General features: G+C 51.6%; 19 protein-coding genes. 15 read left to right on the top strand and 4 right to left on the bottom strand.

The features are described 5' to 3' along the window. Window positions 1-51: 51 nt before the first annotated feature. Window positions 52-426: a hypothetical protein gene (locus NDA02_RS10640; protein ID WP_190792191.1), complete on the bottom strand. Its 375-nt coding sequence runs from the start codon at window positions 424-426 to the stop codon at window positions 52-54. 352 nt (window positions 427-778) lie between these two features. Between NDA02_RS10640 and NDA02_RS10645 the strand changes: the two genes are divergently transcribed. From NDA02_RS10645 to NDA02_RS10660, 4 genes are all read left to right on the top strand, one after another. Then, a complete protein-coding gene (locus NDA02_RS10645; protein ID WP_190792190.1) occupies window positions 779-1,420 on the top strand; it encodes a hypothetical protein in 642 nt (213 codons plus the stop codon). A gap of 63 nt (window positions 1,421-1,483) precedes the next feature. Then, a complete protein-coding gene (locus NDA02_RS10650) occupies window positions 1,484-2,395 on the top strand; it encodes a pentapeptide repeat-containing protein (RefSeq protein ID WP_348254935.1) in 912 nt (303 codons plus the stop codon). A 107-nt stretch (window positions 2,396-2,502) separates the two neighbouring features. Beyond that, window positions 2,503-3,474, top strand: coding sequence for a solanesyl diphosphate synthase (gene sds / locus NDA02_RS10655; protein WP_348246079.1), 972 nt, complete (start codon window positions 2,503-2,505; stop codon window positions 3,472-3,474). Between the two features lie 142 nt (window positions 3,475-3,616). Next, window positions 3,617-4,723 carry a Gfo/Idh/MocA family oxidoreductase gene (locus NDA02_RS10660; RefSeq protein ID WP_190790886.1) on the top strand — a complete coding sequence of 369 codons (1,107 nt, stop codon included), beginning with the start codon at window positions 3,617-3,619 and terminating at the stop codon, window positions 4,721-4,723. A gap of 53 nt (window positions 4,724-4,776) precedes the next feature. On the opposite strand, the gene NDA02_RS10665 is transcribed toward NDA02_RS10660, so the two are convergent. Beyond that, complete coding sequence (locus NDA02_RS10665) at window positions 4,777-5,520, bottom strand: SIMPL domain-containing protein (protein ID WP_190790887.1); 744 nt, start codon at window positions 5,518-5,520, stop codon at window positions 4,777-4,779. Window positions 5,521-5,705: 185 nt separating this feature from the next. On the opposite strand from NDA02_RS10665, the gene rsmA reads away from it, so the two are divergent. The 8 genes from rsmA (at window position 5,706) to NDA02_RS10705 (ending at window position 12,891) form a co-directional block, all read left to right on the top strand. Further along, a complete protein-coding gene (gene rsmA, locus NDA02_RS10670; protein ID WP_190790888.1) occupies window positions 5,706-6,587 on the top strand; it encodes a 16S rRNA (adenine(1518)-N(6)/adenine(1519)-N(6))-dimethyltransferase RsmA in 882 nt (293 codons plus the stop codon). A gap of 195 nt (window positions 6,588-6,782) precedes the next feature. Continuing rightward, window positions 6,783-7,214 carry a hypothetical protein gene (locus NDA02_RS10675; RefSeq protein ID WP_190790889.1) on the top strand — a complete coding sequence of 144 codons (432 nt, stop codon included), beginning with the start codon at window positions 6,783-6,785 and terminating at the stop codon, window positions 7,212-7,214. Between the two features lie 46 nt (window positions 7,215-7,260). Next, window positions 7,261-9,180: a tetratricopeptide repeat protein gene (locus NDA02_RS10680; RefSeq protein ID WP_190790890.1), complete on the top strand. Its 1,920-nt coding sequence runs from the start codon at window positions 7,261-7,263 to the stop codon at window positions 9,178-9,180. A gap of 421 nt (window positions 9,181-9,601) precedes the next feature. Further along, on the top strand, window positions 9,602-9,796 hold the full coding sequence (locus tag NDA02_RS10685; RefSeq protein WP_190790891.1) for a hypothetical protein: 195 nt from the start codon (window positions 9,602-9,604) through the stop codon (window positions 9,794-9,796). Next, on the top strand, window positions 9,784-9,990 hold the full coding sequence (locus NDA02_RS10690; RefSeq protein WP_190790892.1) for a hypothetical protein: 207 nt from the start codon (window positions 9,784-9,786) through the stop codon (window positions 9,988-9,990). Before NDA02_RS10685 ends, NDA02_RS10690 begins: the two co-directional genes overlap by 13 nt. Before the next feature lie 319 nt (window positions 9,991-10,309). Next, window positions 10,310-11,389 (top strand): class II fructose-bisphosphate aldolase, encoded by a 1,080-nt coding sequence (fba, locus tag NDA02_RS10695; protein ID WP_190790893.1) that lies wholly within the window; start codon window positions 10,310-10,312, stop codon window positions 11,387-11,389. 107 nt (window positions 11,390-11,496) lie between these two features. Continuing rightward, window positions 11,497-12,129, top strand: coding sequence for a Vat family streptogramin A O-acetyltransferase (locus NDA02_RS10700; protein ID WP_190790894.1), 633 nt, complete (start codon window positions 11,497-11,499; stop codon window positions 12,127-12,129). 18 nt (window positions 12,130-12,147) lie between these two features. Next, on the top strand, window positions 12,148-12,891 hold the full coding sequence (locus NDA02_RS10705; protein ID WP_190790895.1) for a phytochelatin synthase family protein: 744 nt from the start codon (window positions 12,148-12,150) through the stop codon (window positions 12,889-12,891). Window positions 12,892-12,893: 2 nt separating this feature from the next. Here the strand turns inward: NDA02_RS10705 and NDA02_RS10710 are convergent, their stop codons facing one another. Further along, window positions 12,894-15,401 (bottom strand): exonuclease domain-containing protein, encoded by a 2,508-nt coding sequence (locus NDA02_RS10710; protein WP_348254937.1) that lies wholly within the window; start codon window positions 15,399-15,401, stop codon window positions 12,894-12,896. A 136-nt stretch (window positions 15,402-15,537) separates the two neighbouring features. Between NDA02_RS10710 and NDA02_RS10715 the strand changes: the two genes are divergently transcribed. Further along, complete coding sequence (locus NDA02_RS10715; protein ID WP_348254939.1) at window positions 15,538-16,122, top strand: pyridoxamine 5'-phosphate oxidase family protein; 585 nt, start codon at window positions 15,538-15,540, stop codon at window positions 16,120-16,122. A gap of 12 nt (window positions 16,123-16,134) precedes the next feature. Here the strand turns inward: NDA02_RS10715 and NDA02_RS10720 are convergent, their stop codons facing one another. Continuing rightward, complete coding sequence (locus NDA02_RS10720) at window positions 16,135-16,962, bottom strand: metallophosphoesterase (protein WP_190792071.1); 828 nt, start codon at window positions 16,960-16,962, stop codon at window positions 16,135-16,137. A 598-nt stretch (window positions 16,963-17,560) separates the two neighbouring features. On the opposite strand from NDA02_RS10720, the gene NDA02_RS10725 reads away from it, so the two are divergent. Both NDA02_RS10725 and NDA02_RS10730 read left to right on the top strand, forming a co-directional pair. Then, a complete protein-coding gene (locus tag NDA02_RS10725) occupies window positions 17,561-18,322 on the top strand; it encodes a peptidylprolyl isomerase (RefSeq protein WP_190792070.1) in 762 nt (253 codons plus the stop codon). Beyond that, window positions 18,319-21,300: a peptidase domain-containing ABC transporter gene (locus tag NDA02_RS10730; RefSeq protein ID WP_190792069.1), complete on the top strand. Its 2,982-nt coding sequence runs from the start codon at window positions 18,319-18,321 to the stop codon at window positions 21,298-21,300. Before NDA02_RS10725 ends, NDA02_RS10730 begins: the two co-directional genes overlap by 4 nt. Window positions 21,301-21,442: the final 142 nt, after the last annotated feature.

Here is a 21,442-nt window from a genome sequence, read left to right on the forward strand (position 1 = left end):
TGCCATTCTAGATCGGCTGCTTCGGGGTTCTCTCAGGAGAAATTTGAAGGATTAGGAAACTGGAGTTAATTTGCTGGGCTGAGACAGCAAGAGAGCCGATCGCCACAGACCACAGCGACAGACGATCGGGCAATAGTAGCGAATCAGGTTTTGCTGCCGTGCGCTGGGCAAAGTTTGAATCACATCATATTTGGCAATGGCTCTGGCAATTCGACGCGCATCATCGCTGGGGATGCCTGCTTGAGCCAACTTGCGCCAGTAGCGCAGCATCGTGTGTTTTGTGATGATGGTTTGGGCGATCGACTTTGCATCTTCGGGAGGGACACCGAGGGCAATCAGTTTTTGTGAATCAAAATGCAGCAGATTCATGGGGAGAATCAAGTCAGCCAGGGGCAGGCGAGTGATTTGCGGCTGGAGCTGAATCATAGAAGGCAGTGAAGCGAATGGTTTAGTTGATGAATGGTTTAGTTAATACAGTGATCCAAGCCTGCATGCGGGAGTTTCAGTCGTGACTCTATGATTTTCTGATGGAATTCTGCGTGATTTAAATCACTTTCGTGATTAAACTAGCGGTGTAGCAAGTAGCGGCCACTTGCCGATTGGGTAGGGATGAGCAATTTGCAACCTTTCTTCAGCCGCTTCGCTAGAATCCCCGCAATAATCATTAACACTTCAGCGATAATAGAACTACCACTGTGGGTGTTGCTGTCGCTTAGCGGTCAGTTTAAGCTTGCAGCAAAGCTGTCTCGTCTCGGGTGTTTTTTGGGAAGGTACTGTTTTGGGAATTGATCTTCGCAGCTACGTTTATCTCGACAACCTTCAGCCCCAGCACGCCGCTTACCTTGGGACGCAGGCATTAGGGTTTTTGCCCCTGCCGGGGGATTCCTCGCTCTGGGTGGAGATTGCGCCAGGAATTGAAATCAATCGCCTGATGGACATCGCCCTGAAGTCGGCTTCGGTGCGCCCGGGGGTGCTGTTTATTGAGCGATTGTATGGGCTGCTAGAAATTCACTCCAGTCGTCAGAGTGATACCCTGGCTGCCGGACGTGCAATTTTAGATTACATCGGGGTGAGTCCGCGAGACAGCCTTAAGCCCCGGATTATTTCCAGCCAGATTATTCGCAACATTGACGCTCACCATACCCAGCTCATTAACCGCACCCGCAAGGGAAATATGCTGCTTGCTGGGCAAACGCTCTACATTATGGAATGCGAACCTGCTGCTTATGCGGCTCTAGCTGCCAACGAAGCGGAAAAAGCAGCTTTGATCAACATTCTGCACATTTCAGCGGTGGGCAGCTTTGGGCGACTTTATCTCGGTGGCCAGGAGCAGGACATTATTGCGGCATCCAGGGCAGTGCTCGGTTCGCTGGAAAGCATATCTGGTCGGCAGCTTGAACTGGGCGGACGCAAAGAGTAATTCTTTTTTAGGTCAGCTTACAGCGAATCTATAGGAGGCACAGGCAGGGGCGCAGCGGGCATTATGGCAAATTCAGAACATCTGGCACTGCTGAAATGGGGAGCAATCGGCTGGCAAGACTGGCGACTGCACCATCCTGAAATTGACCCCGACTTGAACGAAGCGGATCTGCGCGGCTTTGATCTGAGCCGATTAGATTTGGGTCGGGCAAACCTGCGTCGAACGTCCCTGGCTTCGGCAAATCTGAGCCAGGCTGTGATGCGATCGGCTGACCTCACCCGTGCCAATTTATATGAGGCAATTCTGATTCACGCTGACCTGACCGAAGCAGACCTGAGCGATGCTCACCTGATTGGCACAACCGTAGATGGAGCTGATCTTCAAGGGGCAATTTTGCGGAATGCCGACCTGCGCGAAGCTAGTTTGATCCAGGCAGATCTGAGCCTGACGGATTTAATTGGAGCCGACCTCCGACAGGCAAATCTGCGATCGGCTGACCTCAGCGATACGAACCTGACGCGATCGGAGCTGTGCCGTGCGAATTTGAATGGGGCAAATCTCACCAGTGCCACCCTGAGCCGCGCCAATGCTTATCAGGCAGAACTTAATGCGGCTTTACTCTGCAAAGCAACGCTCTATAAAACTATCCTGGTCGAAGCTCGTCTGGTGAATGCAATTCTGACCGGGGCAACCCTGATTGAGGCGGCAGGCGATCGATCGGATTTAAGCTGGGCAAAATTGAGTAAGGCAAACCTGGCACAGGCAACATTCGCTGGAGCCAATTTGCGCGGAGCCGATCTAAGTCGTGCTTGCCTCAAGGAAGCGAACCTCAGCGGAGCCAATTTGCGCGGCGCAAACCTGACCCAGGCAGACCTGAGCGGGGCAAATTTAATAGCTGCCAACCTCACTGGCGCGAACCTGACGCTCACTCGTTTACAGAATACGATTTTGCCAGATGGTTCTCGTCATCACTAAGGTCATTACTAAGAAGGGGCAGATCAGACTACCCCAGGAAAAATAGATATGAGTAAAATAAAGGTAAGATGTGTAATATTTCGTAACTTAACAGCGGCGGCTCATCCATGACCTCAGCGACCTCCCTTTTTTCCCCAGTAGACGCAGATCTCCGGCTGCTGACTGAGAACCTGAAACAACTTGTGGGAGCCAGACACCCCATTCTTTACGCCGCAGCAGAATACCTTTTTGGGGCAGGAGGAAAACGGCTGAGACCTGCGATCGTCCTGCTGGTGGCAAGGGCAACGATGTCAGACGAAGAAATTACGCAAAAGCATCGCCGCCTCGCAGAAATTACTGAGATGATCCACACTGCGAGTCTGGTGCATGACGATGTAATTGATGAGTCCGAGCTGCGGCGGGGCGTGCCGACGGTTAACAGCAGCTTTGGCAATCGGGTTGCAGTGCTGGCAGGCGATTTTCTGTTTGCTCAGTCCTCCTGGTATCTGGCGAATCTGGATAATTTAGCAGTCGTGAAACTGCTCTCTGAAGTGATCCGCGACTTTGCAGAGGGCGAGATTCAGCAGGGACTCAATCGCTTTGATGCGAGTTTGTCGATCTCAGCCTATCTGGAAAAGAGCTATTACAAGACCGCTTCGCTAATGGCAAACAGCGCAAAAGCCTCTGCTCTCCTAAGTGGCGTTTCAGATGCACTGGCGCAGCAGCTTTATGAATACGGGCGTAATGTGGGCTTGGCATTTCAAATCGTGGATGACATTCTTGACTTCACTGCCTCTAGTGATGCCCTGGGTAAACCTGCTGGATCAGACCTGAAAAGCGGTAATTTAACGGCTCCGGTTCTCTTCGCAATGGAAGAAAAGCCTTATCTAGAAACCCTGATCGAGCGTGAGTTTGCTCAGGAAGGGGATCTGGAGCAGGCACTGGCACTTGTCTATGACAGTCACGGCATCGAACGCTCGCGGGAACTCGCCACCAAACACGCTCAGCAGGCGATCGCCAACCTCAGCGAACTGCCTGATTCAGACTCGCGCCAAACGCTGCTGGAGCTATGTGACTACGTTCTGAGCCGTTTATATTAATTGCTTCCATTAAGCGACTTTAAGCAAATCTCATAAACAGTTCCGCAGAATTGCGGGTCACGTTGGGCGATCGATTGAGCCACGCTGGAGCAAACCCTTTGCTCACAAACTCGCCGCCAAAGGCATTTGGCCTCCAGCCGCTATGACAGCTCGTCTATCCCAGATTCCTGCTGCTTTTGTCTCTCCCAATTTTTCGCGCGATCGTGCCCAACTCGCTCCTGTTAAGCTGATTGTCATCGGGGCGGGACGCTGGGGAACTCACCTCGTTCGCAATTTTCTCACCCTGCCGCAAGCAGAACTTCTGGCAGTGGTAGACCCGAATCTAGAACAGCTTCAGTCTTTGTCCGATCGCCTGGGACAGCATCATCGATTAGACGATCGCCCTTTGCTCACCGATTGGACAGAAGCCCTGGCGTTACCCGAAGTCGAAGCCGTCGTTGTGGCAACGCCCGCGATCAGCCATTTCTCCATTATTAAAGCCGCTTTGCAACAGGGCTGCCATGTGCTAGCAGAAAAGCCGCTAACGCTTGACCCCCGGGAATCAAGGCAGCTTTGTGAACTGGCAATACAGCAGCAGCGACAGCTTGTGGTCGATCACACCTATTTATTTCATCCGGCAGTGCAGCAGGGGCAGATCAGGATTCAGGCAGGTGATCTGGGTAATTTGCGCTATGGCTATGCCAGCCGAACTCACCTGGGTCCGGTGCGCCAGGATGTCGATGCTTTGTGGGATCTGGTGGTGCATGACATTGCCATTTTCAACGCCTGGACGAGAGAAAGCCCGATCGCCGTTCAGGCTCAGGGAATGAGCTGGCTGCAACCGGGAATTTCTGATTTGGTGTGGGTGAACCTGAGCTATCCCAGTGGCTTTCGGGCAATGATTCATCTTTGCTGGGGCAATCCTGATAAGCAGCGGCGACTCTGTGCAGTAGGCGATCGCGGTACGCTGGTTTTTGACGAGCTAAATCCTGAATCGCCGTTAACCTTCCTGCCCGGCAGTTTCGCGTCTGCCAATTCTTCTGAAGGAATGCCATTTTCTCCGATCGCTCATCCATCTCAGCCCATTGCGATCGAGTCGCTTGAGCCGCTTCAGCAGGTCTGCCGCCATTTTCTCGACTGCGTGCAGCACAACACCCCTTCTGCCATATCCCCCGGAGAACTGGGAGCAGAACTGGTCGAAATTCTCACCGCGCTCACGGCATCGCTAAAGCAGGGTGGGCAGGAAATTAATTTAGTTCCCCAGCCTTGAGGGATTTAGGGGGCAATGTAGAAACCCCCACCCTGCTCAAACACCCTCTTAAACTAATAGCGAATCTGCAAAGTCACCGTTGCCTGAATGTCCTGCTCGCCTCCCACAACCGGCGTAGGGGCAGAGTCTGCGGCACCCATCGCGACATTCTGGCGGTACAGGGGCATTGGAGGCGGTTGCATAAAGGCATTGTTGATCTGAATGCTCACGACTTCTTCGCGGCTGAGTCCCAGCGCAGATAAAGCAGCATCTGCCTGCGTTTGGGCATCCTGCGTTGCTTCCCGGATTGCCTGCTGTCGTGCGGTTGCGATCGCCGCATCTTCTGCAATAAACGATACGCTATCGATCCGCGTTGCGCCTGCCCGCACTGCTTCGTCTAACAAAGTGCCTGCCCGCTCTGTGGGAATGCGGAAGCTCACCGTGTTGGTCGCCGTGTATCCTACGATTCTCTGGTTGCCGTTGTCGTAGTCGTAGCGCGGACTGAGATTGATTCCGGTGGTTTGCAGCTTGCTGACATTGCGCCCCCGTAAAAACTCCACCACCGCCGACGATCGCCGAGCGGCTTCTTGCTGCACTTCTTCTGCCGTTCTACCTTGCACTTCAACACCGAGCTGCACCTGAGTCAGGGTCGTGGCGATCGACTCAGTGCCTTGTCCGGTTACGGTAATGGTTCGTGTCATTGGCTGGGTTTCGTGGGCGAGAACAGGTAGCGTGAGCGAAATACTAGCAACCCCTAGCAAGAGCGGCACAGCAATGCCCAGGGTACGGCGGGAAAGACGAGACGTAATCTTCGACATGGTAATCTCCTCACATGGGTTCCTGATCGAATGACGATGGATTCAGGATGTTTCTACTCTGCCACGCCGATCGCCTCAGAGTGACTTTAGTTACAGTTTTGGAAACCCGCTAGGATAGAGGTTTGCGGTTAAGTGCCGCGAGTTATGAAAATCGGGACGGCGGACTCAAAATTTTGACTTCACACATGACTCACTCACCGCGAAAGCGATTTGGACAGCACTGGCTCCAGAGCGAAAAGGCTTTGGCGCAAATCGTGAATGCTGCCGCCCTTCAGCCAACCGATCGCGTCCTGGAAATTGGTCCCGGAACGGGAATTCTTACTCGCAGGCTTTTGCCCCTGGCGCAGTCGGTTCTTTCGGTGGAAATCGATCGCGATTTGTGCAAGCTGCTGGTCAAACAGTTTGGTCAAACCGAGAATTTTCTGCTGCTTCAGGGCGATATTTTAAGCTTGAATCTGCCTGAACTGCTGACGAATGCTCCTGCCTTTCAAAATCCCAACAAAGTCGTTGCCAACATTCCCTACAACATCACCGGACCGATTCTGGAACTGCTGCTGGGGACGATCGCTCACCCTAACCCAGAACCCTATGAGTCGGTCGTCCTATTGATGCAAAAAGAAGTTGCCGAGCGGATCACGGCAAGTCCGGGTTCTAAAGCCTTTGGTGCGCTTTCGGTGCGCGTGCAATATCTGGCGGACTGCATCTGGATCGCAGACGTTCCAGCAAAAGCATTTCAACCGCCGCCAAAAGTTGATTCCGCAGTGGTTCGCCTCACACCCCGATCGATTGCCTCCCCTGTAACCGACCCCCGCAAGCTCGATACGCTGGTAAAGCTAGGATTTGCCACCAAGCGCAAAATGCTGCGAAATAACCTGAAGAGTGTGATCGATCGCGACAAGCTGACTGAACTTCTGGAATCAATGCAGCTTAATGCTCAGGTACGTGCAGAAGATTTGAGCGTCGCAAATTGGGTAACGCTAAGTAATTCGCTAAGGGATGATTTGGGTGATGTGAAAGTGAATGATGAAGCGATAGAAGAAGAAACGCGCGATAGTTCTTCTGATTAAACGATGCTTTGCCTGCCTAGATCTCAATTCTGAGCTACGGTGTTTTCATAAGGCGATTCTGTTAGTGTTCCAGGCTTTGCAGCCCCCTAAATCCCCTACTCGTGGGAGACTTTGAACTCTTTGAGTTTTTCCCTGGAATTTCGCTATCGTTGGGTGTATTGCGTGACATGGTGAGACAATCTTTGGGAGAAACCAATGGTAGAACCTGTAACCGCGATAACGGCAAGTGTGATCGCAAATCTGGCGTTTCAAAAATTTATTGAGGCGGGTGCGGGCAAAGCGGCTGAGAAGCTGACAGAAGGAGCCGTTGCCAGAATGGACGAGCTGCGAAAGCTGATCTGGAATAAGCTGCGGGGTCGATCGCCCAACATTGATTTTGCGTTAGAGAAGGTGGAACAGGGCGACAAAGCGGCTCTGAATACGATCGCCAAAAATCTGGACGTGGTGATGGATGAAGACCCGGAGTTTGCCACACAAGTTCAGACGATCGCCCATGAGATTACGCTGATGCTGGTAGAGGATAACAGCAGTACCGTGCAGAACAACTACGGCGGTACGAATTACCAGAACGTAATTAAAGGCGCATATAACACCAACTTTATTGGTGGAGAACACCATCACGGATAAACGCATTCTCTAGCCTTCACCCCGATGAGCGAAACGCAGCAAAACAATGACGCAGCAGAACAACTACGGGGGAATGAACAATCAGGTTAGAACGGCAGAAGATAATACAAACTTCATTGCTGAAAACATTTACTATCAGCAAGCCGCTCAACCGATCGAGGAGCCGATTTCGTTCAACGTTCCCTTTCCGCCGAACCCGTACTTCACTGGACGCGATGCATTACTGATGCAGTTGCATGAGGCTCTACAGCAGCGACGCGCCACGGCACTGTCAGGTTTGGGCGGCATTGGCAAGACGCAGATGGCGGTGGAATATGCTTATCACTATTTTGGGAAGCCGTATCAGTGGGTGTTTTGGGTGAGGGCAGATACCGAGCTGGAGCTGAGTACGGATTTTGGCAATCTGGCGCGTGCCCTGGCATTGCCGCAGCAGGAGGCGCAGGAAACCGAGAAAAAAATTGAGGCGGTGAAGCGTTGGTTTGCGAATCATAAAGACTGGCTGCTGATCTTTGACAACGCCGATCGCCCTGAACTGCTGCAAAAATTCCGTCCGCAAAATCCCCAGGGCTGTATTCTGGTCACGTCTCGCGCTCCCGTCCTGGATGCTGTGGGCATTGCTGAGGTGAAGCAGGTCTTGAAGCTGTCTCGGCAGGAGTCGATCGCCTTGCTGATGAAGCGTACCGGGCAGGAGCAGGGAACCGATGCCGAACGAACCGCAGCAGCGCAATTGGCGGCAGAGTTTGACGATTTGCCCCTGGCATTGGAGCAGGCAGGCGCATTTATCCGCGAACGGCAGATCCGCATTCAGGATTATTGGACGAGCTATCAGCAACAGCGATTCAAGCTGCTGGAACAGCATCCTGCCGGAGTCAACTATCCCGCCTCGGTGACGACGACCTGGGCAATTAACTTTCAAGCCATCCAGGAAACGGCTCCTGCTGCCGCTGATGTGCTTCAGTGGAGTGCTTTGCTGGCTGCCGATGCAATTCCCTATGAGCTGTTGGTGAAAGGAGCAAAACACCTGGGCGACCGAGTCCAAACTGCCCTGGCAGAGGCGGAGACAGATCCCCTGCAACTGGCAAATCTCCTCAATCCCCTGGCTTGCTATTCGCTGATTAAACTGGAGCCTACTGCCCAGTCCTACAGCATTCACCGCATGGTACAGGCAGTTGTGCGGCAAGGAATGACTGATGACCAGTTGCAGCAGTGGGTGAACCGGGCGGTCGCCGCTCTGAATGCAGCCTTCCCTTTCGTGGATTATGACCAGTGGACACAGTGTGCCCGTTTGCTACCTCACGTAGAGTCGATTCAACCCTATCTCCCCGATGAGCTAGAGCAGGTTGAAGCATTAGCACGATTGCTGAACCAGGCAGGATATTATCTCAAGCAACGAGGACAGTATGCGGAGGCAGAACCGCTCTACCAACGATCGCTAGAGATTCGAGAAGCGCAGTTAGGCAAAGACCATCCTGATGTTGCCGAAAGCCTCAGCAATCTGGCAGTACTCTACAAGAATCAGGGACGCTACTCGGAGGCAGAACCCCTCCTTCAACGATCGCTAGAGATTTGTGAAGCGCAGCTAGGCAAAGACCATCCTGCTGTTGCCGCTAGCCTCAACGGTCTGGCAGTACTCTACAACTATCAGGGACGCTACGTGGAAGCAGAACCCCTCCTTCAACGATCGCTAGAGATTTGTGAAGCGCAGTTAGGCAAAGATCACCCTGATGTTGCCGCTAGCCTCAACAATCTGGCAGTACTCTACAAGAATCAGGGACGCTACTCGGAGGCAGAACCGCTTTACGAGCGAGCAATTTTTATCCTGGAACAGCGGCTCGGAGTCAATCATCCCAACACTGTTAAATGTCGAGGAAATTTGCAGCAGCTCCAGCAGAAACTCTCCGAGTCATTGAGGCCAAAGCCTGAGCCGTCGTGGGGCTGGAACTGGTTGAAACGGTGGCTGTCCTGAAAGGTGGTGTCGTCAGCAGGATGTGCGTTTTTAACCGTCTCCTAATCCTCGTCCTCTAGCAGCTTTCCCAGATTGTGAGTATTCATTAATTCGCTGTATCGCTCAGGCAGGCTCTCCCTAAGAGTGTCCTCGACAATACTGCTCACGGTTTGATCACTAAGACCCGCTAACGTCTTTAACAGCCTATCTAGACTAGGCGAGATATACAGGCGCAGCTCTGCTTTCTTTTTCCTAGCCATCGAAAATTCTTAATACACACCTAGCCTCTGCAACTCAACGATCGTAACGGGGTTTCAGGATTATTCTTTATTTTTGGAATTTCTATATTGTACGAATTGCCGAATTAATTTATATTGAAATTAAGCCAAAAACGCCCAGAATCATTGCTGCATCTGAGTTAGATTCTCATGGAGTTTCAAACATGATTACCCTTTCCGATGATGAGGTTGCCCTCGTCCGTTCTCTGCTGACTTCCATTCGATCGATCAAAGTGCGCGATATCGACAAAGCCCTAGTGATTCTCAGCAAAGCCGAACGTCTTGCTAATGCACGATTACCCCAGAGGGGGAACGGCGAAGCCTCGTCTCAGCAGGAGGATCAGCCATGCTCGTTCTAAATGATGCTCAGGCGATCATCGTCAAAACCCTGCTCACCAAAATGCTGATTAACGATACCTATTCAGTGAGCCAGCTTGAAGAGGCGATGAGTTGGTTTGAGCGGGAAGACGATCGCGTCTCTTGTCCCTTCGAGCAGGTGTGGAGCAAAAACTTAGCGCAGGAAATTGTGCGGGAGTTACGCGATCGACCTTAACCTCCCCCAGCCTTCAAAGTCCCCCACTCGCTCCTCTAGAGCGGCAGTAACCAATGGGGGATTTAGGGGGCAATGCAGGACAGTGGCGACTCCTCAAATAACCTCTTGAGGGAGAATCAATTCATCCTGAAACCAAAGCTTGACTAAAGATCACCTTGAGCATTTATACTTAAAAACGAGGCTGGCGTTCACATTCGCCGCTTAGACCGAAATCCGAAAGATATTAATTCACCTGGGAGTGTAAAGTATCTTAAGATTGTCATAAGCATTTCTCATTTCAAGCCGAAATTAGCTGATCACACCAACTAGGAGGAAACCTATGGCACTTGTGCCAATGCGACTACTGCTGGATCACGCCGCCGAGAATGGATACGGCATTCCTGCGTTCAACGTCAACAACATGGAGCAAATCCAGGCAATCATGCAGGCTGCTGATGCCACAGATAGCCCTGTGATTCTGCAAGCTTCTCGTGGTGCCCGCAAGTACGCTGGGGAAAATTTCCTCCGTCACCTGATTCTGGCTGCGGTTGAGACCTATCCTCATATTCCGATCGTGATGCACCAGGATCACGGTAACGAGCCTGCAACCTGCTACTCCGCAATTAAGAACGGCTTCACCAGCGTCATGATGGACGGTTCGCTGGAAGCTGACGCCAAGACCCCCGCAAGCTACGAGTACAACGTTGCTGTCACCAGCGAAGTCGTGAAAGTCGCTCACGCGATCGGGGCTAGCGTTGAAGGTGAACTGGGTTGCCTCGGCTCGCTAGAAACCGGCAAAGGCGAAGCAGAAGATGGACACGGCTTTGAAGGTGAACTCGATCACTCCATGCTGCTGACCGACCCCGATGAAGCGGTTGACTTCGTTGAGCGGACTCAGGTTGACGCGCTGGCAGTCGCAATCGGAACCAGCCACGGCGCATACAAGTTCACCCGCAAGCCGACCGGTGAAATTTTGGCAATCAGCCGCATCGAAGAAATCCACCGCCGCCTGCCCAACACCCACCTGGTAATGCACGGTTCTTCCTCGGTTCCCGAAGATCTGATTGCGCTGATTAACCAACACGGTGGTACTATCCCTGAAACCTACGGTGTACCCGTTGAAGAAATCCAGAAGGGTATCAAGAGCGGTGTACGGAAGGTGAACATCGATACGGATAACCGTTTGGCAATTACGGCAGCAGTCCGTGAAGCTCTGTCGGCAAATTCGAAGGAATTTGACCCCCGCCACTTCCTCAAGCCTTCGATCAAGTACATGCAGAAAGTGTGCGCCGATCGCTATCAGCAGTTCGAAACCGCAGGCAATGCGTCTAAGATCAAGCAGATTAGCCTGGAAGAGTACGCTGCCAAGTATGTGAAAGGCGAACTGGCTCAGGTGAGCAAGCGGACCGTGGGCGTGTAAGCTAACGTTCTGCCGTTTAGTTTAATCAATCAATCTGATCATCCTTTTCCTTCGATTCCGGGTAGGCTAGTCCTATCCGGTTTTTTGCTTGGGGTGTGCTAAAGCAAATGAACTATCCTGATCCCAAGAACCCGCACCCAATGCCGGGATTTCCTCAGATTTGTTTTATTCAAAACACAGTCTCTAATCCCAATATTTCGATCGGCGATTACACTTACTACGACGACCCGGAAGACTCCGAAAACTTTGAGCGCAATGTGCTATATCACTTTCCTTTTGTGGGGGATAAGCTGATGATCGGTAAGTTTTGCGCCATTGCGAGAGGAGTAAAGTTCGTGATGAATGGGGGAACCCATCGCATGTCTGGCTTCTCGACCTATCCGTTTGAGATTTTTGGGCAGGGGTGGGAACGGGTTGCTTCCAAGACCGATGATTCTGCTTATAAGGGCGATACGATAATTGGTAACGACGTTTGGATTGGCTACGAGGCGGTCATTATGCCGGGCGTGCAAATTGGGGATGGCGCGATCGTTGCAGCAAAAGCGATCGTTACGAAAGATGTGTTGCCTTACACGATTGTCGGCGGCAATCCGGCGAAGCAAATTCGGCAGCGATTCTCAGATGAAATCATTCAGCATTTACTAGAAATTGCCTGGTGGAACTGGGATATTGAGAAAATTACGAGGAATCTGGAAGCGATCGTGAATGCAGATATCGAAGCACTCGCAGCCTGCCGATAAATTCAGGAGAGTCAATTCATGATGCTCAAAAAAAGATTTGCGCTGCTTCAGTTTGCCATTGCTGGGCTGTGCCTTACTGCTGGGCAGACAATCGCCCAGACCCTTGCCCTCCCCGACCGTCTGATTGCGTTTAACTCGCCGCAGGGTGAAGCTCTGCTGATAGAGAGTGCCGCCAGACAGGATTTTTGGAATCTCAGCTCGCAGTTTGTGACGCAGGTGAATCAGGCCTATTGTGGCGTTGCCAGTATGGTGATGATCCTGAATAGTCTGGGCATTCCCGCTCCGATCGCCCCTCAGTATGAACCCTATCGCGTTTTCACGCAGGACAATTTTTTTGACAGTGAAGCCGCCCGACAGGTGATCGCGCCTGAAGTGGTGCAGCGGCAGGGGCTGACCCTGGAAGAACTGGGAAAACTGCTCGAGAGCTACTCGGTGCAAGCCAAGGTTCACCATGCAGGCGATACGTCGCTGGAAGAGTTTCGCAGGCTGGCGATCGAAAACCTCAATCAGCCGCAGAACTATATTCTGATTAACTATTTGCGTCGAGAAATTGGGCAGGAGCGAGGTGGGCACATTTCCCCGATCGCGGCCTATCATGCGGAAACCGATCGCTTTTTGATTCTGGATGTTGCCCGCTACAAATATCCTCCCGTTTGGGTGAGAGCCGATGAGCTTTGGCGATCGATGGACACGCTGGATACAACTTCAGGAAAAACCAGAGGCTTTGTTCTGGTCAGCCGAGGTCTGGTCGGTCGAGAATAATTTCAGTTCAGCGATCGCTCAGGCTGAAAAAGCTGAATCAGCCAGTTATCTTTTAACTCGTCCGTCACGACTTCCAGTGCGGCAAGCAAATCAACGTCTAAATCTCGGTTTTGAATATCGATCACGAGCTTGTACAGCAGCTCAAAATCAATCCGATCGTTTTCCTCCATCAGTCGATATTCACCATTCGCCGCATTGTTCAACTTCTCGATTTCTTCGCGTCCTACTTTGCCTGTAATCGGTGGCTGTCGCCCATCACGCCATAGAAGAAACCGAGTGTCTTTGTGGCTGACAACTAATTCGTTGAAGTTTTTCAAACGGCTCGTGAATCCGCTGCCGTCGATTTGCAGAAATCCGATCGCCACCTTCTTAAGCTCAGACTGAAAAACACGATTTTCAGGCAATTTAGACTTACCTAATCGAAGACAGTCAATTTCAAAGGGCTGGATGAGCTGAAAAGCTTCGGCGATCGTCGTGAGTTTGCCAATATCGTCGCTGTCCGTAATAATTTGCAGTTTGTCATAGTCCTGCAAAAGTTCCGGTCTCTGCGATTTCAGATAGTCTAAAACCTGTCGTGTGGCATCAAGACGGACAATGAGAGTTTCATCAGAGCGATGAGCATTTCCATTCTGATAATGAGTGTTTTGATGAGGGTTGAACTCAGTATTCAGAAACGGCTGAAAAACGGGAGTCTCTCCATTTGTTTCTGTGCTGTAGATTGAGCCTAATCCGGTTGCGATCGCCTGAATTGCTTGCCGAAATTTGCTGAGCTCCTGCTCCAAGCGATCGAGTCGCTGTTCCGTAGAAATCGGGAATTCGGGGGAAGGATAGGATTCCGAAAATTCCTGAGCCGATCGCGGTAGGGGAATTCCGCGTGCCTTGTAGCGATAGTAGTCTGCTGCTCGATTCAGGGCGGCTCGAATCGGACGATGACTGAGAATTTGCTGAAGTTCTCCTGATGTAAATAGCTTTTCTAAATCAATGCCGATCGCCCTCACTTTAAGCTGCAAAATTTCCTTGATCTGCTGATTAGTTGGAGCTTCTAGAAAGACTTTGTGCTGCGAAATGCGATCGATCACTGAACCATCGAAAAAGGTTTGAAACTGCTGCCAGCGATCGGGAAACAGATTGAGAATAATCAAACTATTCGGAACGTAGGTAAAGATTTCTTTGACGGCTTCGCCAAATCGTTCCAGCAGATTTCGATTGCATTCCAGTCCTAATCCCTCAAGCTGATCAAATACAATGATTAGCGGTTCATCGAGCAGAGAAAGCTTGCTAAATACTGAGATTGCTTCTAATGAGAAATCCTCTTTGCTGAAGTCTGCGCTCCAGTTTTCTAAGCCGATTGATTCCGCATCTTCGCGCTCTAGCTCGTGAGCAACTAACCAGCGTGTTGCTAATTCTTTGCGTCGTGGTTCGGTATAGCTGCAAAATTTGATGATGCCTTTAATAATCTGCGCCGAGTAGCCCGATAACCCATATTGGCTTGTCCACCATTCATTGGTGCGTCGCTCAATATGCTGCCAGAGTTTGCGCTTCAAATCGGTTCCTTCTTTCGCCAAACTATAAAGCGCAAGCGGATTTTCTCCAATTCTCGAAAGAATGATTTCATCGTTATTGCTTTGCTGGGAAGTTGCCTGAAGAATTCTAACAAAGCTGTGTGCTAACAAATTCTCAAGCTGGGTAAAGCCATTTCCTGGAACAGTTTCGACAAACGATTTGAGAATGCGCGTGTAGATGTGATAGAGAACACTATCGGGATTATTCGGCTGACCGATAAACAGCAGACGATTCACCTGCAACAGCTCTTTTGCCAATCGCATGATCAAGTGCGTTTTGCCCGTTCCCGGTTCCCCGATCACTACGGCTCCCTGGCTCTGATGATTGCGATCGTCTCGGATATCATCGATCGTTGCCTTTAGCAATTCAAACTCATCCTGATAAATTTGCTTCAGGTCAGGATGGTCTTGAAAAGGATTATCAACCTTGCTGCTGCTAAAGGGATTCGGTTTATCTTTCAACGCCTTTTTCAGGGAGGACTGCGACTTCAGTTCCATAAGTTTCAGATAGAGCTGATAGGTAAATTCGGCATCGTAGCGGGCAGAGTGGGCTTGTTGGGGATTGAAGTATTTCTGGTTAACTTTTAAGTTTAATCGCTTACTTAAGTATTCGAGTGAGTAGCTGGGTAAATCGGGCAGATAATGCTGAGCCAGTTCATAAGTACAGCTAAACTGAATTTTCCTCCAGGTTAGTCCTGCTTTCCGACAGCTTTGCCGTAGAACCTGAATATCGTGATTTGCGGAGTGAAAAATCACCTGCTTTTGCTTTGCGAAATCAAAAAAGCAGGGCAGTATTGCCTGAAGCGGCTGTTTTTTAAGCTGGGTTTCTGTGTAGTCTGGATGGGCTGCGTCAAAAGCTTCGTAAACGAGCTGTCCTTCGCTGTTCAAAATCGCAATTTCGCGAACGATCTCGCTTCCCTCCGTGTCTACGACAATAAACTCTTTCACAGGTTTCTTTCACAGGTTGGCAATAGCTCGAATCAATCGAAGATTCATTTACACGCAAAGTTCTGTAGAGCGCGTACTCAGAGACTTACTGTAGAAGGTGGAATAGATTTCAGCAGTTATTTGTCTACTTCCCTTTATGGCTAAAGTCTTCGATCGCATCACTGACGATTTACAAAAATTTATTCACGCGCAGCAAATCTTTTTCGTGGCGACTGCGCCCTTGAGCCCCGCTGGACACATCAATCTTTCACCCAAGGGGCTGGATAGCTTTCGCATTCTTTCACCCAATCGCGTTGCCTACCTTGACCTCACCGGAAGCGGTAACGAAACTTCTGCTCATCTAGCAGAAAATCAGCGAATTACGTTTATGTTCTGCGCTTTTCAAGGCAAGCCTTTAATCCTGCGGCTATATGGTCAGGGACGAGTGCTGACGCCGGATGCCCTCGACTGGCACACCCAGGCTGACTTGTTTCCCACGATTCCCGGAACCCGACAAATTATCATCGCCGAAATCGATCGCGTTCAGACTTCCTGCGGTACGGGCGTTCCGCTCTATGAGTTTGAGGGGCAGCGATCAGACATGGTGGAATGGGCGCAAAAGAAAGGCGATCGGGGCATGTGGGACTACTGGCAGCTTAAAAATCAAATCAGCGTAGACGGTCTACCCACCCCGCTTGCAGGATGGATGGAGCGTAGCCAGCAGGAGATTGGCGGGAATTAGGCTCGATCGGGGCTAAACGATCGTGATTACTGTTAATTCAGGCGGGCAGAAGAGCCGTCCCGGTGGATAGGTTCCCAGTCCGCGATTCACATAAAGCAGATTAGAGCCGACCTGGTGCAATCCCTGCGCCCACTCCCAGTGCTGCAAGACTTTGTAGCAGTCTTCTTTCATATAAGGAATCCATTTGCGCCAGGTTTTGGGAACATAGCGACGCAGCCGCTGATAGCCTGTGGGAAAGGGTCCGAAACCGGGTAAAGCAATCTGACCGCCGTGGGTGTGCCCGGAAAGCTGAAGATCGACCCGCCAGGGCTGAAGTTTAGCGGCAGAGTCGGGATTGTGAGAAAGAACGATGCGGGGCGTTTCGGGGTGAAGCTGACTTAAGACTAAAGCAGGATTAAACTCACGCGACCAGAAATCTGCCAGTCCGACGATCGGAAGCTGTTGCCCTAGCGGGTAAGCAATTTCATTCCACAGCACCCGAATTCCAGCGCGAGTGAGGGCAGTTGTCACCTCGGTTCTGGATTGGGGCAGTTCCAGGTCGTGGTTTCCCAGCACCGCATAAATCCCCAACCGGCTCTCAAGCCGCTGAAGTCGATCGGCTAAGGCATAAATCGGAGTGGGGTCATCGGTGACATAATCGCCCGTGAGCACCACCAAATCTGGCCGAAGCGCATTGCTAGTTTCGATCGCCTCAGTGAGCATCTGCTCTGAAAGCCGGAGTCCGTCATAATGCAAGTCGGAGAGCTGTACAAACCGGATATTTTGGAGCTGGGGCGGTAACTGGGGAATGGCGATTGTGATCGCTTCAGTCCGAAGGGAGCCGGATAACAGCTTGTGCATGGGTGATATACGTTCTTCTGAACGGTCATCTCAGCTTACCAAATGGAGGTATCCGGCCTGGTGTTTGCTGTATCACAAGCTGCATCCGAATCTGGTTTGCTGCCTGATGCTAGTAACGAGTTCTGAAGTAACAAGTTCTGAAGTGACGAGTTCTCAGAACTGACGGGTTTTTAGTGGGGGTTTTTAGTGGGGGTTTTTAGTGGGGATTGTATGGACAAGAGCAGGCAAACTGGCAGGAGCAGGAATCCAGGACAGGTTGTGTAAAGGCTTTGTGATAAATCAACAAGTATACTTATCAAAATGTCACATTCCCACGTATTTTTAGGAGGATTCAAGTCTCCTACTGTATAAAGTAATTGCAAATGAATTTCGTGCAGTGACGCGATAAGAGTTTTGACAAACTGTTGTCGATGCCATCTAGACGGAACAAAAGGCAAAATGGTAGAGATTCTACTGAGTGTTTTAGCTGGCCCTAATAAGATTTCAGGATTGACCCGAAGTTTTTACCTGAATCTCCGTATCCCTGAGTCGATCGAGAGAAATTAGGGCAAAGTTAAAGTCAAAGGGCATAGCGTGTATCCACAGAGATCCTACTGAGATGACTGTTGTACTACAAATTGGGGATCGATCGATCAAGGCTGAGGAACTGCTGCCGCTGATGGCGGGTTATCAGATGATGCCGCAGTTTGTTCAGGAACTCCTGATTGATCAGGCAATTCAAGCGATCGACTGTACAGAAGCAGAAATTGCCGAAGCACGTCAGCAATTCTACAGTCAAAACCAGCTCGAAGAAGCGGAAGCCCGGCAGTCGTGGCTAGCCTACTACGGTATGACTGAAGAGCAGCTCGATGCTCTGGCAAGCCGGGAAATGCGGATTGAGAAATTTAAACAGGCAACCTGGGGAAACAAGCTAGAGTCTTACTTCCTCAGCCGCAAAGACAGGCTCGATAAGGTCATTTACTCTCTAATTCGGGTTCAGGAACAGGACATTGGCGTTGCCCAAGAGCTTTATTTCCGGGTGTTGGAAGGCGAACAGAGCTTTGCTGAACTGGCACGCAGCTACTCAAAGGGTCCAGAAGCGCAGACCGACGGCTTGATCGGTCCGGTAGAGCTGAGCGTTCCCCACCCGACTCTGGCACAGCTTCTGATGCTCAGCCAGCCCGGTCATATTAGCCCTCCTACCCGTGTGGGCGAATGGATCGTCCTGGTTCGTCTGGAAAAATTTATTCCCGCCCAGCTTGACGAATCGATGCGGCGGAGATTGTTAAACGAATGTTTTAATACCTGGCTCAAGGAACAATTGGAACAAGTCGATTCCCTGAGTTTTAATCCTTCTACGGCTGCCCCCCTTGCCACATGACCTATACCAAATCCACTGTTCAAGACTTTGTCGCGGCTGTTCCGCCGTTCGACCAGCTTTCGCCCAGTGCCTTGTCCTACGCGACTGAGCGGTTTCAGCTCTTGCGTTACCGGATGGGGCAGGCGGTGCTGGTGCGCGATCGACTCCCCAATCAGGTCTGTATTGTTTATCAGGGACAGGTGCGGCTACTGGGCTATGATCCCCGGACGCAAAAGCCTGTGACGCTGCAACTGCTTCAGCCGGGAGCTATTTTTGGCTGGGTGGGGCTGGTGCGCGGTGTCCCTTGTGAAACGGTGATCGCCTCGACGGAAACAATCTGCCTCACCCTATCAGCCACCGATTTTCTGGCGTTGCTGGAGCGAGAACCGACCTTAGCCAGTGCGTTTCGCCAGCGTGCGCCGCTGATGGAAGTCTTTGACCTGCTGGGCACAGAGCTACACCGTCAGGCAAATGGCGATGCTGACTTGAAAGAGCTATCGTTTCAGGCAGAAACCGAAGCGGTGGTATGCAACCTGCCCCCCGGACGGACTCCGATCGCCCAGCTTGAACAAAATCGGATCTGGCTCGTAAGCGGCGGCGGCGAAATTGAAAATTTCCCGGTCGGAAGTCGGCTGACGCTAAACGGTCGGCTCAGCGGCGTTGAAGTGACGGGCAGCCGGCCTGCGCGAATTGTGGGCTTTCCAGAGATCCTGACCGAACAAATTGCTGATGCCACCCCGGAGCCGATCGAATCAGCGGCGATCGAGCCAGAGCTTGAAATTCCCTACGCGCCCGATCGTCCCGGAGAAGCTGATCCCAGTCTCACGGCGGATAAAAAATCCTCTGGGCGGCCCAATTATCCCTTTGTGCGCGGCAAGGGTGAGCTGGACGAAGCAATGGCTTGTATGCAGATGCTCTGCAAGCACTTCAATATGCCGTTCCGCAGCGATGTGGTGAAGCGCGTTTTGGTGAGTCAGTCGCAGCGGATGGGCGCCGTCTCCCTGGAGCTGTGTGGCGCGGTTGCCGAAATGATGGGCTTGAATGCTCAGCTTGTGGTAGCTCCAGCCAATGCGATCGGTCGTATCGAGGGTCCGGCTCTGCTGAAGTGGCAGGATGGAATTGTGCTGCTGTATGAAGCGAGCGAACGTGAACTGGTGATTGCTGATCCCCAAAGCGGCATTCGGCGACGCAAACCTGCGGATTTTGCTGAAACCTGGGGACAGCAGGGTGAGATCCTGCTGCTGAAATCGACCAAGCAAACGCCGCAGCAGCGATTTGGATTGAACTGGTTTTTGCCAGCCGTCCAGAAACACAAGCGGGTGCTGATCGAAGTCTTCATTGCCTCTTTCTTTGTGCAGCTCTTTGCCTTGGCGAATCCCCTGATGGTGCAGGTGATCATCGATAAGGTGATTGTGCAGAAAAGCATCGCCACGCTGCATGTTTTGGGGTTTCTGCTGCTGGCACTGGCACTCTTTGAGGCGCTTCTCACCAGTGTACGAACGTATTTGTTTGTGGACACCACGAACCGGATCGATATGTCGCTTGGCTCAGAGATTATCGATCACCTGCTGCGGCTGCCGCTGCGCTACTTTGAACGTCGTCCGGTTGGAGAACTGGCAACACGGATCAATGAGCTGGAAAATATTCGGCAGTTCCTCACCGGGACGGCTCTGACCGTGGTGCTGGATGCGATATTCTCCGTGATCTACATTGTGGTGATGTTTGTTTATAGCTGGCTGCTGACGCTGGTGTCGCTGCTGACGATTCCCCTGTTTATTCTGCTGGCAGTGTTCGCTTCACCCCTGATTCGTAACCAGCTTCGCGTTAAGGCGGAGCGAAACGCTGAAACCCAGTCTTATCTGGTGGAAGTGGTTTCAGGGATTCAGACCGTCAAAGCCCAGAATATGGAGCTACGGGCACGCTGGCAGTGGCAGCAACGCTATGCCCGATATGTCAGTGCAGGCTTTAAAACCGTTCTCACTTCCACGACTGCCGGGTCTGCCAGCAACTTCCTGAACCAGCTTTCGGGTCTGCTGGTGATCTGGGTCGGAGCTTATTTGGTGCTGCAAGGTCAGCTCTCACTCGGTCAGCTCATCGCCTTCCGAATTATTGCCGGATATGTGACGAGTCCGCTGCTGCGTCTGGCGCAACTTTGGCAAAACTTCCAGGAAGTGGGTCTGTCGATCGAACGACTCAGCGACATTGTAGACTCGGCTCCCGAAGCGGATGAAACCGATCGCCAAAATATCCCGATGCCTCCAATTCAGGGTCAGGTTAAGTTTGACGACGTTTCGTTCCGGTTTGGCACGAGTGGACCGTGGCAGCTCACCAACGTCAGTCTGGAGTTTCCTGCAGGCGCGTTTGTCGGGATTGTGGGTCAGAGCGGTTCCGGGAAGAGTACGCTGATGAAGCTGCTGCCCCGACTCTATGATTTGGAAGAAGGGCGAATCATTATCGACGGCTACGACATCAGCAAAGTCGAACTCTACTCGCTGCGACAGCAAATTGGCATCGTGCCTCAAGATACCCTGCTGTTTGAAGGTAGTGTGCAGGAGAATATTGCCCTCACCTGTCCCAATGCTTCGGCGGAAGAAATCATCCGGGCGGCTCAGGCGGCGGCGGCGCACGACTTCATCATGGAACTGCCCAACGGCTACAACACGCGAGTGGGTGAACGCGGAGCTTCCCTTTCGGGTGGACAGCGGCAGCGGATTGCGATCGCCCGCACGGTGCTGCAAAACCCGCGTCTGCTGATTCTGGACGAAGCGACCAGCGCACTGGACTATGACTCGGAGCGGCGCGTTTGCCTGAATTTGGCAGAGGTGTTTAGCGATCGAACCGTATTTTTCATCACGCACCGACTTAGCACAATTCGCAATGCCGATATTATTTTGATGATGGATAAAGGTTCGCCTGTTGAAATTGGTACGCATGATGAACTCATGGCGCTGCGGGGACGCTACTATGCCCTCTATCAGCAGCAGGAAGCTGAAATGTAGTGTGCATCTATCACGGATGGTTTCTCAGATATTCTCTAAGATGGATGCAGAGGGAGCCATTTCCGCTTTGGAATACACCGAGTCTTGCAGTTTTCCTTCACTCAGTCCCCCTTAATCCACGATCCGCAAAGGAGCTTTCTTG

It is taken from the genome of Leptolyngbya sp. ST-U4 (assembly GCF_039962215.1).
Taxonomy (GTDB): domain Bacteria; phylum Cyanobacteriota; class Cyanobacteriia; order Elainellales; family Elainellaceae; genus Leptolyngbya_A.